The organism is Leisingera sp. CC-HEC096 (assembly GCF_059429235.1).
Genome location: NZ_JCAIJS010000006.1, coordinates 17247 through 31973 on the forward strand (window position 1 = coordinate 17247; position 14727 = coordinate 31973).

Sequence of the window (14727 nt, forward strand, 5' to 3'; positions counted from 1 at the left end):
GGCTGCGATGACCATCAACCCCGTCTTCCCGCTGCAAGCAAACGCCGAACTGCCGGAGCTGCCATTTGCCGCCGTCCACCAGGCCGTCGTTGCGATGGCGCAGGAGCATGAGCTGCCAGTGATCGAAAACAGCGCCGCTGCTGTAACGGTGGAGATCGCAGGCTTCGGCCACTACCGCTTTGCCGCCCGGGACGGCGGCACGGCAATCGGCGTTTCGGCGGCCATGCCGGACCGGCTGCACATGCTGAAGGAAGGCATCGCCTTGCATCTGGACGAGATCCAGCCCGGCGCCTCCGGCGCCCTGCACTGGCCGGACACCGCCGGGGCTGGCACGCTGCCGCCGAACGTCCATTTCACGACGGTTCAATCGGTGACTCCCGTCGGCCGCGCCTTCCTGCGGGTGCAGGTCAAATCCCCGGATCTCGCCGGTTTCCAGGACGATGCCATCCACTTCCGCCTTCTGCTTCCGCCCGCAGGCTCTATCGCGCCGGAATGGCCCCGGCTCTCGGAGACCGGTGCGACCGTCTGGCCGAAAGGGGAGACAGCGCTGCACCGCCCGGTCTACACCACCCGCCGGATCTGCCATGAGGCCGGGCTGATGGAATTCGATATCTTCCTGCACGACGGGGGCCGCGCCACCGACTGGGCGCGCCAGGCGGCCCCGGGGGACCGGCTGGCCATCGCCGGGCCTGGCGGCGGCGGCATTCCGGCAACCTCGAAAATCCTGCTCTATGCCGACGAAACCGCTCTGCCCGCCGCAGCCCGCATCCTTGAGAACCTGCCGCGGGACACCAAGGGCGAAGCCGTTCTGCTCAGCACCGAAGGCAAGGACTGCGGCTATCCGGTGACAGCGCCCACGGGTGTTGCGCTGACCTGGCTGCGCCGCGATGGCGGGCATAGCCTGGCGGACCGCGCGCTGGCCGCGCGCAAACACGCACCCGGCCACTACCTGTGGTTTGCGTGCGAAAAGGCCGAAGTGCAGCGCCTGCGCGCGGCCCTTCAGCAGGACAAACCCGCCCCCGGAACAAGCTATATCGCCGCTTATTGGAGCCAATCATGACCAAACGCGCCCAGGCGGCCCTTGCCGCAGTGTTTCTGACCGCCCCGCTGCTTGCAGCCCCGGCTGCAGCACAGGACCCGACCGCCGCACCGGTACCGCAGATTGCCGCCGAGGCCCCGGCCCCAGCGCAGCCGGAAGCCCCTGCTGCACCCGAACTGGAAATTCCGGAGACCAAAGCGCCCGCTGAGCCGGAGCCCGCAGCTCCTGCGGCCCCGTCCGGTGCCGATGCAACCCTATCCGAACCCGCCGAAGCTGCGCTGGCGGCAGAGCCGCTGCCGCCCGCCGAACCGCTCACCAGGCAGCAGGAACTGGCGCAAACCGCCCGCGAAGCCTCTGCCAAGGCGTTGAAATTCCTGCGCGAAGGCGGTCCGTCAATCTGGGCGATTGCGGCGCTCTCGGTGATCACGCTGGCGCTGATCCTGTGGAAGATCTGGCGGCTGGCGCTGATCGGCGCCTGGTCGCGCGGCAAGGCAGGCCGCGCGGTGGAGGCCTTTGAACGCGGCGACACCGGCGCTGCACTGGCCATCGTCAAGGGCCGTATCGGCATCCGCTCCAGGGTGGTTGCCACCGCCCTGACCGCCCTCTCCGCCCTGCCAGAGGACCGCGCCCGCGAGGAAACCGCCCGGGTGGCCAAGCTGCACCTGGGCAGCGCCGCCACCGGCCTCGGCGCGCTGGAGCTGATTGCCACCATCGCGCCGCTCCTGGGCCTGCTGGGCACCGTTCTGGGCATGATCGCCGCCTTCCAGGCGCTGCAGGCGGCAGGCTCGCGCGCCGATCCGGCGCTGCTGGCGGGCGGCATTTGGGAGGCGCTGCTGACCACTGCCGCAGGCATGGCCGTGGCGATCCCGGCCTCCGCCGCGCTCACCTGGTTCGAGGCGGTGATCAGCCGCATCCGCCGCGACATCGAGGACAGCGCTACCCGGCTGTTCGTGGCGACGGCACCTGCTGAACTGAAACTGGCGGCTGAGTGACGCGATGCTGCTGGCTCCACCCTCGAAACCCCGGCGCAAGCCGAGCCTGACGCCGATGATCGACGTGGTGTTCCTGCTCTTGGTGTTCTTCATGCTGGCCTCGCGCTTTGGCATGGAAGCGGTGCTGGACCTGCCGCTGGCCGGCCAGGGCGGCACTTACACCGGCCCGCCGCGGCTGATCGGCATCGGCCCGAACAACCTTGATATCAACGGCGTGCCGGTGGCGGACAGCAACTTGGCCCAGGCGCTGGCGCCGCTGATGCAAACGCCCGGCGACATGCTGGTGCTGCGCGGACGCGGCAAGGCCGATCTGCAGCGCATCACCGATGTGACCGCGCTGCTGCGGCAGGCGGGCTTCACCAATTTCGTGCTGGTGGAATGAGGAGACGCGCATGGACCTGACCGATCCCCCCCGCCGCCCGCGGGCCGAATCCATCGTGCCGATGATAAACGTGGTGTTTCTGCTGCTGATCTTCTTCCTGATGACCTCCCGCCTGGCCCAGCCCGAGCCCTTCGAGGTCACCCCGCCCGAGGCCGCGTTTGACACCGAGGCCAAGGCGCAGGCCGTGCTGTACATCGATGCGGAAGGCCAAATGCACTTTGACGGCGCCGCGGGTGAGGCGGCAATCGCCCGGCTGGCCGCGGCCAGCGCGGACAGTGCCGCGGTGCAGCTGCGGGCCGATGCCGGGCTGGAGGCCGCAGCACTGGCGCGGATCCTCCGGCAGCTGGCGGCAGCCGGGCTCAGCCGGGCCGAACTTGTGGTGCGCCCGCAATGAAGCGCGCCGCTGAACTCACCGTATTTGCCGGGATCGCCACGCTGATCCATGTCGCGCTGTTTGCCACCGCGCCCCGCTACGGCGCCCAGTCGAGCGGTGCGGGCGGCGATGCGCTGGTCTCTGTCCAGGCCGCCGATGCCACCGTTGCCGAAATGGTGGAAGCCTGGCAGCGGCCGCCGCAGACCGTGCCGCAGCTGGAGCCACTCCCGACACAGCCACTGGCCGTCCCCGCGGCGCCCGCGGTGCCGCAATTCGAATTGGCCCAAGCGCCGCGCGTGGCCGCGAAGATTGCGCTGGCGCGGCCCGCCCCAGCTGAGGCGCTGGAGGTGGACACCGCGCCGCCCCCGCCGCCGCCTGAGCAAAAGCCTGGGCCAGAGGCAAAACCCGAGCCGCAGCCGCGCCCGAGGCCCAAACGCGCGCGCGAACCGCAGCAGGCGCGCAAGGCAGAGCAGACCACAGCCAGCCGGGCCGGGCAGCGCGCCGCCGGGTCTGGCGGCGGCGCACAGGCCGGGCAGGCGGGCAGCTCTGCCGCGGCCACCGCCCAGGCGGGGCAGCAGGCCAAGCTGAAAGCGGTCTGGGGCGCCAAAATCCGCAGCCGCATCGAACGCCGCAAACGCTACCCCTCCGGCGCCAGCGGCAGCGGCCGGGCGGTAGTGCGGATCACCGTCTCCCGCACCGGCCAGCTGCTTGAGTACCGGATTGCCAAATCCTCCGGCAGCGCCGTGTTTGACCAGGCGGCGCTGCAGGCGGTCGCCCGGGCCGGAAAGTTCCCCTCCGCCCCCAAGAAACTCAACCTCAGCCAGCTCACCTTCACCCTGCCAATGAGCTTCTCTAAATAGGCCCGGATGCGGGTCTGGCCCGCAAAAAGGCCCGCGCTGACTGCGCGGGCCTTTTCCTGTTCCTGATCCGCGGCGAGGCGGCTCAGAATTTCGAGGTCAGCGTCAGCGCCACATTGCGCCCGTCGCCAAAGTAGCAGGCGCCGCCCGAACAGGTGGTGACATACCGCTCGTCGCTCAGGTTGCGCACGTTCAGCGACACCAGCCAGTTGTCCTGGCCATAAGAGACCGCGGCGTCATACAGGGTGTAGGACGGCGTCAGGTAGGTGCTGGATCCGCCCCAGGCCTCGCCGTTGTAGCGGACCCCGGCGCCGAACGCCCAGCCCTGCAGCCTGCCCTCCTGCGGCTCGTAATTCAGCCACAGCGACGCCGCGTTCTTAGGCACCTGGGCAATGTAGTCGCCCTCGGCATCCTCGGTGTCGAGATAGGTATAGGCGGCATCGACTGTCAGGTCGCCGAACCGGTGGTACGCCTCCAGCTCCAAACCCTTGGCAGAAGCTTCCCCCGTTTGCACCTGAAAGCCGGGATTGCCCGGATCGGCCACCGTCAGATTGGACTTGGTCAGGTCGAACACCGCCGCCGTCAGCAGCGTATCGGTGCCAAGCGGCTGGTATTTCACACCGATTTCAACCTGCTCGCCCCGGGTCGGCTCAAACGGGGTCCCATTCACATCAGTGCCGATCGCATCCTGGCGGAAGCTTTCGGCATAGCTGATGTAGGGGGCCAGACCATTGCCGAACCGGTACATCACCGCGGCATTGCCGGTCCACTCGCTGTCCTTGGCGGCTATGCTCGTCGCACCAAAGCTGCCATTGCTCGCCCCGGTTTCGATGTCGCCATACCGCAGACCGAGGTCGATGAAGAGCCGGCCGTCATAGGTGGCGCGATGCTGCACATAGGCGCCCGCCTCAGTGATCGAAGTGCCGGGCGTGTCAGCGACAGTGATCGACGGGTAGCCCGCATAGACAGGGTTGAACGGGTCGATGGGGCCGACCTGGGCGCCGTAACCGGTATCGCTGTCATAATGCCCGCGGGTGTAGCTCACCCCGGCAAAGGTCCGCATGTCAAAGCCGCCAAACGCGTATTCGGCGGTGGCATAGGCATCGATCGCCCAGGTCTTCAGCTTGTTTTCCGCGCGGTAGAACGTGCGGTTGATGGTGCCGTCCGGATTGTAACGGCCCGTACCGGTGTTGTCGAAAGCCCACCAGGCGTGCTGGTACAGGGCCTCGGCTTCCAGATAGCGCGCGTTGGCGTTGAGGCTCCAGACCGGGTTGAAGCGGTGCTTGAACATCGCGGTGATGGCGCGCTGTTCGCTGTCGAACCGGTCAAACCCCGGCTCGCCGACAAAGACGCTGTTGGGGAGGAAATCGCCATTGCCGAACCCCGTCGCGGGCAGCAGCGTACCATAGATCGAGGCGAACTGGATCAGCGGGCTGCCCTCGTTTTCCTGGTAGTTGGCCAGCACCGTCAGCTCGGTATCCTCATTCGGCCGCCAGGTGATGGACGGTGCCAGCGCCAGCACATCGTCCTGCGAATGATCTACCTGGGTTTCGGAGTCCCGTAGCACGCCGACGAAGCGATAGCGCAGGGTGCCGCTTGCGTTCAAATCGCCGCTCACGTCCGCGGCAATCTGCTTGCGATCATGCGACCCCGCCTGCAGTTGCAGCAGGTTCTCGGAATCCTGCGCCGCAGTTTTCGAGGCGGTGTTCACCACCCCGCCAACCGAGCCGCTGCCGTAAAGGCCGGAGGCCGGCCCTTTCAGCACTTCGACGCTGTTCAGCAGGAAGGGCTCAGGTTTGGTGTCATTGTAGAAGCCATAGCGGGCGGGCAGCCCGTCATGCAGCGTGCTGGCCCGGAAGCCCCGCACCAGATACCAGTCGGCGCGGTTGTCCAGCCCCCACTGGCCGCCGACGATACCCGCAGAGTATTGCAGTGCTTCCTCCACATTACGGGCGCCGCGCGCGGCGATCTCCTGGGCGGTCACGACCGTCACCGACCGCGGCGTTTCCGCAATCGGGTCGCCGGTCTTGGCAATGGTGCCGGTCTCCAGCGAAACACTTTCGCCAAAAAAGCCCTCGCCGCTTTGCTGGTTTACGTTGATTTGTTCAAGCTCGACAACTTCGGCCAATGCCGGCATGGCTGCCAGCAGGGCGCAAGCTGACGCAGCAGTACGTCGCAGAATCATGTCCCATCTCCGCTATTTTGCGGTTGAAGTTTCTGCCTGACGTATTGCTGGGTGACTGCGGGCTAGTAAGGTTCCCGCGAAGGGTCAAGGGCCAATCAGCCCCCGCCGGGCGAAACGCCCGCGGGCTGCCGGAAACGGCAGCCCGTCGTTCTCAAAACTTGCAAAAATGCATCACCTTTTGCGCCCCTGCGGCGCGTTTGGCCGGGTATAGGGTCACACTCCCAGGTACCGGTCCGCCACCTCTGGCGGCAACTCACTGATGCCGCCGCCCCAGGCGTTGCTGCCCTTGTTGAGGATCACTGCGCGGTCTGCGACGGCCGACAGCTCCTTCAGCGACTTGTCCACCACCAGAATGGCCAGCCCCGCTTCCCGCTTGAGCCGCCCGATCGCGGCCCAGATCTCCTGCCGCACCACCGGCGCCAGGCCTTCGGTCGCCTCATCCAGGATCAACAGCCGCGGATTGGTCATCAGGGCGCGGCCTATGGTCAGCATCTGCTGCTCGCCGCCCGACAAAGACCCCGCAGTCTGGCTCCGCCGCTCCTCCAGCCGCGGGAACAGCTCTGCGACCTTCTTCATGTCCCAGGGCCCGGGCCGGGCGGCGGCAATCAGGTTCTCCTCCACCGTGAGCGGCGCAAAGCAGCGCCGCCCCTCGGGCACCAGCCCAACGCCCAGCCGCGCGATCTTGTAGGACGGCAGCTGGCGCAGGTCATGCCCGTCAAACCGCAGCTCCCCCTTGGAGGGTCCCAGCATCCCGCAAATGGTCTTGATGGTGGTGGATTTGCCCATGCCGTTGCGGCCCATCAGCGCCACCACCTCGCCCTCGCCGATCTCCAGATCGACCCCGAACAAGGCCTGCGCCGGGCCGTATGAGGCCTCGACGCCGTGTAAAGTCAGCAGGCTCATGCGGCGTCCTCCTCTCCCAGATAGGCGCGGCGCACCTCGGCATTGGCGCGGATGTCGCCGGCGGTGCCGGTGGCGATGATCTGACCATAGACAAGCACGCTGATCCGGTCCGCCAGGGCAAAAACCGCGTCCATGTCATGTTCCACCAAGAGGATCGGCGCCTCCTGCCGCAAGCCATCCAGGAAGCCAGTCAGCGCCTTGGACCCAGCAGCACCCAGGCCGGCCATCGGCTCATCCATCAGGAACAGCCTGGGTTTCAGCGTTAGCGCCACCGCCACCTCCAGCTGGCGGCGCTGGCCGTGCGACAGGTCGGCGGTGCGGCGGCTGGCGTCCTGTGTCAGCCCCACCCGTTCCAGCGCGTCGCGCGCCTGCTCCAGCAGCTCCGGGTCCTTCATCACGTTGCGGAAGAAATGAAACGGCCGGCCCCGGCCCCCCAGCGCCCCCAGCACCGCGTTCTGCAAAACCGTGTATTCCATCGCCAGCGCCGAGATCTGGAACGTCCGCCCCAGGCCCATCCGCGCCCGCGCCACGGTGTCAAGCGCGGTGACATCCCGGCCCAGCAGCTCCACTGAGCCGCTGTCTGGCGCGATATTGCCCGCGATCTGCTTGATCAGGGTGGATTTACCCGCGCCATTGGGACCGATCAGCGCGTGGATTTCCCCGGGCCGCAGGTCCAGCGAGACATCCTTGCTCGCCCGCAACGCGCCAAAGCTTTTGCAAAGGCCCTTGGTTTTCAGAACCGCATCAGCCATGCGCCTTCTCCCGTCCTGCCAGCGCCCCGATCAGCCCACCGCGGGCAAACAGCACGATCAAGAGCAGCAGCACGCCCAGGAAAATCTGCCAGTAATCGCTGATCCCGCCCAGAAGATGCTCCAGCAGGATATAAAGCGCGGCACCCGCAACCGGGCCATACAAACGCCCCACCCCGCCGAGGATCACGAAGATCATGATCTCGCCGCTGGTGTGCCAGCTGAGCATTGTGGGGCTGACGAACCGGTTCAGATCGGCAAACAGGGCCCCCGCCAGCCCGGTGATGGCGCCGGAAATCACGAATGCGGTTAGCCGCAGGGTAAACGGCGTCAGACCCACCGCCTGCACCCGGTCCTCATTCTGCCGCGCCGCCGCCAGCGCCAGCCCGAAGGGCGAGCGCGCCAGCCGCGCCGCAAAGACCAGCGCCAGGCACAGGATCACATAAGCGATGGCAAAGAACTGAATCGGGTCCAGCGTGTTCAGGCCGGGAAAGTCATTCCGTACCCAGATCGACAGCCCGTCCTCGCCGCCATAAGCGCTCCAGCTGATCGCGAAGTAATAGAGCATCTGGCCAAAGGCGAGGGTGATCATGATGAAGTAGACGCCGGAGGTGCGCAGGGACAGCGCCCCGATCACCAGCGCCGCAAGCGCGCTGAGCACAACCGCCACCAGCCAGATCAACGGCATCTGGTTGCTGCCCTCGAACAGGAAGGGCCATTCAAACAGCGGCTCATAATTCTGGGCATGGGCGGCCAGAATGCCCATGGCATAGCCGCCGATCCCGAAAAACGCCGCATGGCCCAGGCTGATCAGCCCGCCAAGGCCAAGGGCAATGTTCAGCCCCACCCCAGCCAGCGCCAGGATCGCCGCCTTGGTCGCCAAAGTGATGATAAAGGGCTCATCCAGCGACCACGCCGCCACCGGCACGATCAGCAGCGCCGCAATCATTGCCCAATTGAGCAGGCTTTCACGCGTCAGCATCATGCGCTCCCCCCGTACAGACCCGAGGGGCGCACCAGCAGGATCGCCGCCATCAGGATATAAATCAGCATCGAGGCCAGCGACGCCCCGGCAGAGGCCGCGCTGGCCGGGTCCAGGAACAGCGCAAACAGCTGCGGCAGGAACACGCCGCCCAGCGTATCGGTCATCCCCACCAGCAGCGCACCGGCCAGCGCACCCTTGATGGAGCCGATACCGCCGATGACGATCACCACAAAGGCGAGGATCAGCACCGGCTCACCCATGCCGACCTGCACCGACTGGATCGCGCCGACCAGCGCGCCTGCCAGCCCGGCCAGGGCCGCGCCAAGGGCAAAGACCAGAGTGTAAAGCTTGGAAATATCGACGCCCAATGCCGCAATCATCTCCCGGTCGGCCTCGCCTGCGCGGATCTGGATGCCGATGCGGGTGCGGGCAATCAGCAGGAACAGCCCGGCGGCAATGCCCAATCCGATCAGGATGATGGTCAGCCGGTAGAGCGGGTATTCAATCCCCCCCGGCAGGCTCACGGGCCCCGACAGATAGGCCGGCACATCCAGAAACAGCGGGAAGGAGCCGAACAGCCAGCGGGTGCCTTCAGAGAAAATCAGGATCAGCGCAAAGGTCGCCAGCACCTGGTCCAGATGGTCGCGCCGGTACAGGCGCCGGATCACCACCAGCTCCATCAGCGCCCCGGCGGCGGCCGCGGCGGCGAGGCTCGCGGTCAGCGCCAGCAGAAACGAGCCGGTCCAGCCCGCCACTGCGGCGGCGGCAAAGGCACCCACCATATATAGCGAGCCGTGGGCGAGGTTGATCAGCCCCATCACCCCGAACACCAGCGTCAGCCCGGCTGCCATCAGAAACAGCATCACCCCGAGCTGGAGCCCATTCAGGATCTGCTCCAGAACTAGAATATACGTCATTTGATTTTCCGAAGGGGAAGCTTGACCGCTTGCGGAGACGCCGCGAAAGGCGTCTCCGCTCAAGCGCTTATTTTACATCTTGCACTCGCCGCCATAAGCGTCGGCGTGGTCTTTCAGGCCGGTGGCGATGATCTTGTTGGTATAGACATCGCCTTCCTTGATCACTTCACGGACATAGATGTCCTGGATCGGGTGGTGGTTGTCGCCAAACTTGAAGTCGCCGCGGACCGATGCGAACTCCGCCGCTTTCAGCGCCGCGCGGAAAGCGTCCTGGTCAGACACTTCCGCCTTGTCCAGCGCACTCAGGATCAGGTTGGCGGTATCGAACCCCTGGCTGGCATAGAGCGACGGCAGGCGGCCGTACTTCTCCTGGAAGGACGCGACAAATTCAGCGTTGGCCTCATTGTCGATATCCTTGTTCCACTGCGAGGTGTTCTTCACCCCCAGCGCAGCATCACCCACCGCCTGCAGGATGCCCTGATCGAACGAGAACGCCGGGCCGACCACCGGCAGATCAACACCGCTGCCTGCGTACTGCTTGAGGAAGGAAATCCCCATGCCGCCGGGCAGGAAGAAATAGACCGAGTCGGCGCCGGAGGCACGGATCTGCGCGATCTCGGCGGCATAGTCGGTCTGCCCCAGCTTGGTGTAGATTTCACCGGCCAGCTCGCCCTCGTACATTCGCTTGTAGCCGGTCAGCGCGTCCTTTCCCGCCGGGTAGTTCGGCGCCAGGATAAAGCTGTTCTTCAAGCCCGCCTCATTGGCATAGGCGCCCGCAGCCTCGTGCAGGTTGTCGTTCTGCCAGGCAACGTTGAAGTAATTCGGGTGGCAGCGCTTGCCCGCCAGGGCCGAGGGGCCTGCGTTCGGCGACAGGTAGAACACGTTCTGCGCGGTTGCAGCAGGCACCACCGCCATCGCCAGGTTTGACCAGATGATACCGGTCATGATGTCCACCTTCTCGGACTGGATCATCCGGTCGGCAATCTGCACCGCCACGTCGGGCTTGCGCTGATCGTCCTCGATCACCACCTCGACGCCCTCGCGGCCGTCCTGTTCGATCGCCAGCATGAACCCGTCGCGCACATCCACGCCCAACCCGGCACCGCCGCCGGACAGGGTGGTGATCATGCCGATCTTTGTCTCCGCCTGCGCGGCCGTTGCCAGCGCCGGAATTGCAGCCGCCATCGCCAGCATTCGAATGGTCTTCATATCGTTCAATCCTCCCTGAATGTGCCCCGGCCCAAAACCAGGGTTCTTGATCAAATGCTTGCGACTTTACCGCGGCGGCAGCAGAAGCCAAGCCCGGCGAAAGCCCGCATCTCCCCGGCTGATCTTGCGCCAGCCCTAAAGGTGAGCCTACGCAGTCTTGGATTATTATTTCAAGCATAAAATATATGGGGCAATATTGTTGCCCTATATATTGGCAGACCGTTCAGATGCGGCAGCGGCAAATGCGAGGGGCCAGCCCCTCGCGCTCCCCGGAGTATTTTTAAAAAGATGAAACAAAGCTGCAAATGCGGTGCCGGACCCACCGGTCAGCCGGGTCCGAAACAGCCCGCCAGATGGTCGATCAAGGCGCGGATCCGCGCGGTCAGATGGCGGCTGGGCGGATACACGGCATAGAGCGTGACCGGATCGGTTTCCTGTTGTTCGAAAAGCACTTGCAGCCTGCCGTCCAGCAGGAACGGCAGCGCGGTGTAGTGGGGGCAGCGGGCAATGCCCAGGCCATTGACTGCCATATGCGCCACGGCCCGCGGCGAGTTGGCCCGAAAGCTGCCGCCGACGGTGATGGTTCTCGCCCCGCTGCCCCGCCCGAACGCCCAGGCCTCCAGCTGCGGCCCGGTCGTGAGCAGCAGGCAATTGTGGGTGGCCAGTGCCTCCGGCTCGGCGGGCTCTCCGTGGGCCTCCAAGTATTCCGGAGACGCCACCACCACCCGCCGCATGGTGCAAAGCTTGCGCGCCACCAGCCCCGAATCCTTCAGCGCGCCGAAACGGACCGCCAGATCCACCCCCTCCTCCAGCATCGGCAAGTGGCGGTCGGACAGCACCAGCTCCACCGCCACCTTGGGGTGCGCCTGCTGAAAGGGCTCCAGCGCCTCCACCAGCTCGCGGCTGCCAAAGCCGGTGGGCGCGGTGATGCGGATGGGGCCTGCCAGCTCCTGCTGGCGCAGCTGCACCACATCCTCCAGCTCGTCGAACTGGTCCAAGAGCGGCAGGCAGCGCTCCAGATAGGCCCGTCCGGTGTCTGTCAGCGTCACCTTGCGGGTGGTGCGATTGAGCAGCTGCGCCCCCAGCTGCTCCTCCAGCCGGGCCACGTATTTGCTGGCCAGCTTGGTGCTGATGCCAATTTGCCGGGCGCCGCCGGTAAAGGAGCTTTGCGCCGCCACCGCGGCAAAGGTCCGCATACAGTCCAGCTTGTCCATCGGGGGTGCTCCCATCGCCCTCTTTATGAATGCAACGTACATAATTATTCCACAACAAGGAATATTATCGCCAAACCTTAGGCGGCGTATCTTCCGGGTGTCTTCAAAAACCCACGGCAGATGCCAAGCAAAAGGACCCCAGACATGCCCCATTCTATCCGCATCCACGGCTTCCCCCTCTCCGGTCATTCCCACCGGGTGGAGCTGTTCGCCAGCCTCGCCGGGATCGCCCACGAGGCGGTTACCGTCGACCTTGCTGCGGGCGAGCACAAACAGCCGCCCTTCCTGGCGCTGAACCCGGCCGGCCAGGTGCCGGTGATCGAGGACGGCGAGACCGTGCTGTCCGATTCAAACGCCATCCTGGTCTATCTGGCCCGCAAATACGCCCCCGCCTGGCTGCCGGCCGATCCCGTGAAGGAAGCCGAAGTGCAGAAATTCCTGACCCTGGCCGCGGGTGAAATCGCCTTTGGCCCGGCAGCAGCGCGGCTGATCAACGTCTTCAACGCCCCGCTGGATGCAGAGTTCTGCGCCACCGTGGCGGCCCGCGTGCTGGGCAAGATCGACGCCCATATGGCGGGCCGCAGCTTCCTGGTCGGCGACACCCCCACAATCGCCGACGTGGCGGTCTATTCCTATGTTGCCCACGCGCCCGAAGGCGGCATCTCGCTGGAGCCCTACCCCAACGTGCGCGGCCTGCTGGCCAACATCGAAGGGCTGAAAGGTTTCAAGCCGATGCCCGTCACCAAGGTTGGCCTGGCGGCCTGATCCGCCCCGCCCAAGCGCGCGGCGGCCTGATCCCGGGCCGCCGCGCAACCCTCTCGGAAAACAGGAGGTTTCCATGACACCCCTCGATGCAAACACCCCCTCCCCCTTCCATGAAGGCGAACAGGAAATGCAGGCCCGCACCGGCAAGCGCGAGATGATGGAGACCTTCGGCCGCCGGGTGATCCGCAGCTTCATGCCGGACCAGCACCGTCTGTTCTATGCCCAGCTGCCGTTTCTGGCAGCGGGTGCCGCAGACAGTGAAGGCTGGCCCTGGGCAAGCCTGCTGAGCGGCCCGCCCGGCTTTGCCGCCTCGCCGGACCCGCAGCACCTGGATATCGCGCTGGCGCCGGATCCCCGCGATCCGGTGCAGGCCGCGATCCGCGAGGGCGCCGCGCTTGGCATGCTTGGAATCGAGCTACACAGCCGCCGCCGCAACCGGGTCAACGGGCGGGTGTCCGCGGCCGGCCCCGAAGGCTTTACCCTGCGCGTCGACCAATCCTTCGGCAATTGCCCGCAGTACATCCAGCTGCGCGGGCTGGAAGCCGCCGAACAGCACTCCCCCACACAGCCTCGGGACTTCACCGGCTTCGACAGCCGCCATACCGCGCTGATCGCCGGGGCCGACATGTTCTTTGTCGCCAGCCACATCCCCGCCGCCAGCCGCCCTGAACGCGAAGGCGTCGATGTCTCCCACCGCGGCGGGCGGCCCGGCTTTGTCCGGATCGACGGCAACCGCCTCACGATCCCCGACTTCCCGGGCAACAACCATTTCAACACGCTGGGGAATTTCCTGCTGAACCCGCGCGCGGGCCTGGTGTTCCCGGACTTCACCACCGGAAGCCTGCTGCTGCTGACCGGCACCGTAGAGCTGCTGGACGAAACGCATCCTGAGGTGACCGCCTTCCACGGTGCTGAGCGCGGCTGGCGGTTCACCCTGCACAAGGGCACCTGGCTGGCAGGCATCCTGCCCCTGCGCGCCGAACGCGGTGCCTTTTCGCCCAATACGCTGATGACCGACACCTGGGCAGAGGCAGAGGCCCGCGCCAAGCTGGAACAGCAGCGCAGCGCCTGGCGCCGCTACCGGGTTGCACGGACAGAGATGGAGAGCACCGTTATCCGCTCCTTCTACCTGGAGCCGGAGGACGGCGGCCCGCTGCTGCCCTTTGAGGCCGGGCAGTTCCTGACCATCCGTGTCACGCCGCCCGGCGCACAACAGCCGCTGGTGCGGACCTACACCGTGTCCTCCGCCCCCGGCGAGGGCAACTACCGCATCTCGGTCAAGCGCGAGGAGGCCGGCACCGTGTCCCGCCACTTGCACGCCCACCTGCAAACCGGCGCGGTGATCGAGGCCAAGGCGCCGCGCGGCGGGTTCTTCCTGGACACCACAGCGGACCGCCCGGCGGTTCTGATCGCCGGCGGTGTCGGCGTCACCCCGATGATCGCCATGGCGCGCCACGCGCTGCGCGAGGGGGTCCGCACCCGGCATCTGCGCCCGCTGACCATCCTGCACGCGGCCCGCACCACTCAGGAACGCGCCTTTGCCCGCGAGTTCCGTAACTTGGAGCAGGCCTCCGGCGGACAGATCCGCTATGTCTCGCTGATCAGCGCGCCAGCTGCAAGGGAAACAGCAGGCCGGGACTTCGATAATGCCGGACGGCTCAGCGCCGGGGTCCTGCAGCAAGCGCTGCCGCAGACCGGCGCCGATATCTATCTCTGCGGCCCGGGCGGTTTCATGCAGGCAGCCTACGACGGCCTACTGGATCTTGGGGTCCAGGATGCAGACATCCATGCCGAGGCTTTCGGACCTTCCATGCTGCAACGCGCCGCAGACGCAGCCAACCTCCAGGACGCTGTTCCCGAAGCAGACTCCGCCGTCGTCCGTTTCAGAAAATCCGGGTTTGAACAGCCCTGGACCCCGGCGGACGGCACCCTGCTGGAGCTGGCCGAAAGCCACGGGCTGACGCCGGAGTTCAGCTGCCGCAGTGGCAATTGCGGCAGCTGCGCCACCCGGCTTCTGGCAGGCAAGCTCGCCTACCGCATCCCGCCCGCTGCCGCGCCGGAGGACGGCGACGCCCTGATCTGCTGCGCGGTCCCGGCAACGGACACGATCGAGCTGGATCTCTGACCCTGCCCCGCGCCTGAAACCGCCGCGCAAGA

At 66.3% G+C, this 14727-nt stretch carries 14 protein-coding genes; 7 read left to right on the forward strand and 7 right to left on the reverse strand.

All coding sequences use genetic code 11. The annotated features are described in order from the left end of the window. The first annotated feature begins 7 nt into the window (after positions 1-7). From AC5STI_RS20485 to AC5STI_RS20505, 5 genes are read left to right on the forward strand one after another with little or no spacing between them, the layout of a single operon-like run. Entirely contained in the window at positions 8-1060 is a 1053-nt protein-coding gene (locus tag AC5STI_RS20485) for a siderophore-interacting protein (protein WP_495448108.1), read from the forward strand. Beyond that, on the forward strand, positions 1057-2031 hold the full coding sequence (locus AC5STI_RS20490; RefSeq protein WP_495448109.1) for a MotA/TolQ/ExbB proton channel family protein: 975 nt from the start codon (positions 1057-1059) through the stop codon (positions 2029-2031). Before AC5STI_RS20485 ends, AC5STI_RS20490 begins: the two co-directional genes overlap by 4 nt. Positions 2032-2035: 4 nt before the next feature. Then, entirely contained in the window at positions 2036-2413 is a 378-nt protein-coding gene (locus tag AC5STI_RS20495; RefSeq protein ID WP_495448110.1) for an ExbD/TolR family protein, read from the forward strand. A 10-nt stretch (positions 2414-2423) separates the two neighbouring features. Further along, on the forward strand, positions 2424-2807 hold the full coding sequence (locus AC5STI_RS20500) for an ExbD/TolR family protein (RefSeq protein ID WP_495448111.1): 384 nt from the start codon (positions 2424-2426) through the stop codon (positions 2805-2807). Continuing rightward, on the forward strand, positions 2804-3646 hold the full coding sequence (locus AC5STI_RS20505; RefSeq protein WP_495448112.1) for a TonB family protein: 843 nt from the start codon (positions 2804-2806) through the stop codon (positions 3644-3646). Before AC5STI_RS20500 ends, AC5STI_RS20505 begins: the two co-directional genes overlap by 4 nt. Before the next feature lie 82 nt (positions 3647-3728). On the opposite strand, the gene AC5STI_RS20510 is transcribed toward AC5STI_RS20505, so the two are convergent. From AC5STI_RS20510 to AC5STI_RS20540, 7 genes are all read right to left on the reverse strand, one after another. Further along, positions 3729-5828 (reverse strand): TonB-dependent siderophore receptor, encoded by a 2100-nt coding sequence (locus AC5STI_RS20510; protein ID WP_495448113.1) that lies wholly within the window; start codon positions 5826-5828, stop codon positions 3729-3731. Positions 5829-6041: 213 nt separating this feature from the next. Continuing rightward, on the reverse strand, positions 6042-6731 hold the full coding sequence (locus AC5STI_RS20515; RefSeq protein WP_495448114.1) for an ABC transporter ATP-binding protein: 690 nt from the start codon (positions 6729-6731) through the stop codon (positions 6042-6044). Then, positions 6728-7483, reverse strand: a complete 756-nt coding sequence (locus tag AC5STI_RS20520) for an ABC transporter ATP-binding protein (protein WP_495448115.1) — start codon at positions 7481-7483, stop codon at positions 6728-6730. The genes AC5STI_RS20515 and AC5STI_RS20520 overlap by 4 nt, the downstream gene beginning before the upstream one ends. Then, a complete protein-coding gene (locus tag AC5STI_RS20525; RefSeq protein ID WP_495448116.1) occupies positions 7476-8465 on the reverse strand; it encodes a branched-chain amino acid ABC transporter permease in 990 nt (329 codons plus the stop codon). The genes AC5STI_RS20520 and AC5STI_RS20525 overlap by 8 nt, the downstream gene beginning before the upstream one ends. Further along, positions 8462-9382 carry a branched-chain amino acid ABC transporter permease gene (locus AC5STI_RS20530; protein ID WP_495448117.1) on the reverse strand — a complete coding sequence of 307 codons (921 nt, stop codon included), beginning with the start codon at positions 9380-9382 and terminating at the stop codon, positions 8462-8464. Before AC5STI_RS20530 ends, AC5STI_RS20525 begins: the two co-directional genes overlap by 4 nt. A 72-nt stretch (positions 9383-9454) precedes the next feature. Beyond that, positions 9455-10591, reverse strand: a complete 1137-nt coding sequence (locus AC5STI_RS20535) for an ABC transporter substrate-binding protein (protein ID WP_495448118.1) — start codon at positions 10589-10591, stop codon at positions 9455-9457. 326 nt (positions 10592-10917) lie between these two features. Next, entirely contained in the window at positions 10918-11805 is an 888-nt protein-coding gene (locus AC5STI_RS20540) for a LysR family transcriptional regulator (RefSeq protein ID WP_495448119.1), read from the reverse strand. Between the two features lie 144 nt (positions 11806-11949). Between AC5STI_RS20540 and AC5STI_RS20545 the strand changes: the two genes are divergently transcribed. Together AC5STI_RS20545 and AC5STI_RS20550 are read left to right on the forward strand one after the other, a co-directional pair. Further along, positions 11950-12570 (forward strand): glutathione S-transferase family protein, encoded by a 621-nt coding sequence (locus AC5STI_RS20545; protein WP_495448120.1) that lies wholly within the window; start codon positions 11950-11952, stop codon positions 12568-12570. Positions 12571-12643: 73 nt separating this feature from the next. Then, positions 12644-14695: an FAD-binding oxidoreductase gene (locus tag AC5STI_RS20550; protein ID WP_495448121.1), complete on the forward strand. Its 2052-nt coding sequence runs from the start codon at positions 12644-12646 to the stop codon at positions 14693-14695. The last annotated feature ends 32 nt before the right edge of the window (positions 14696-14727 follow it).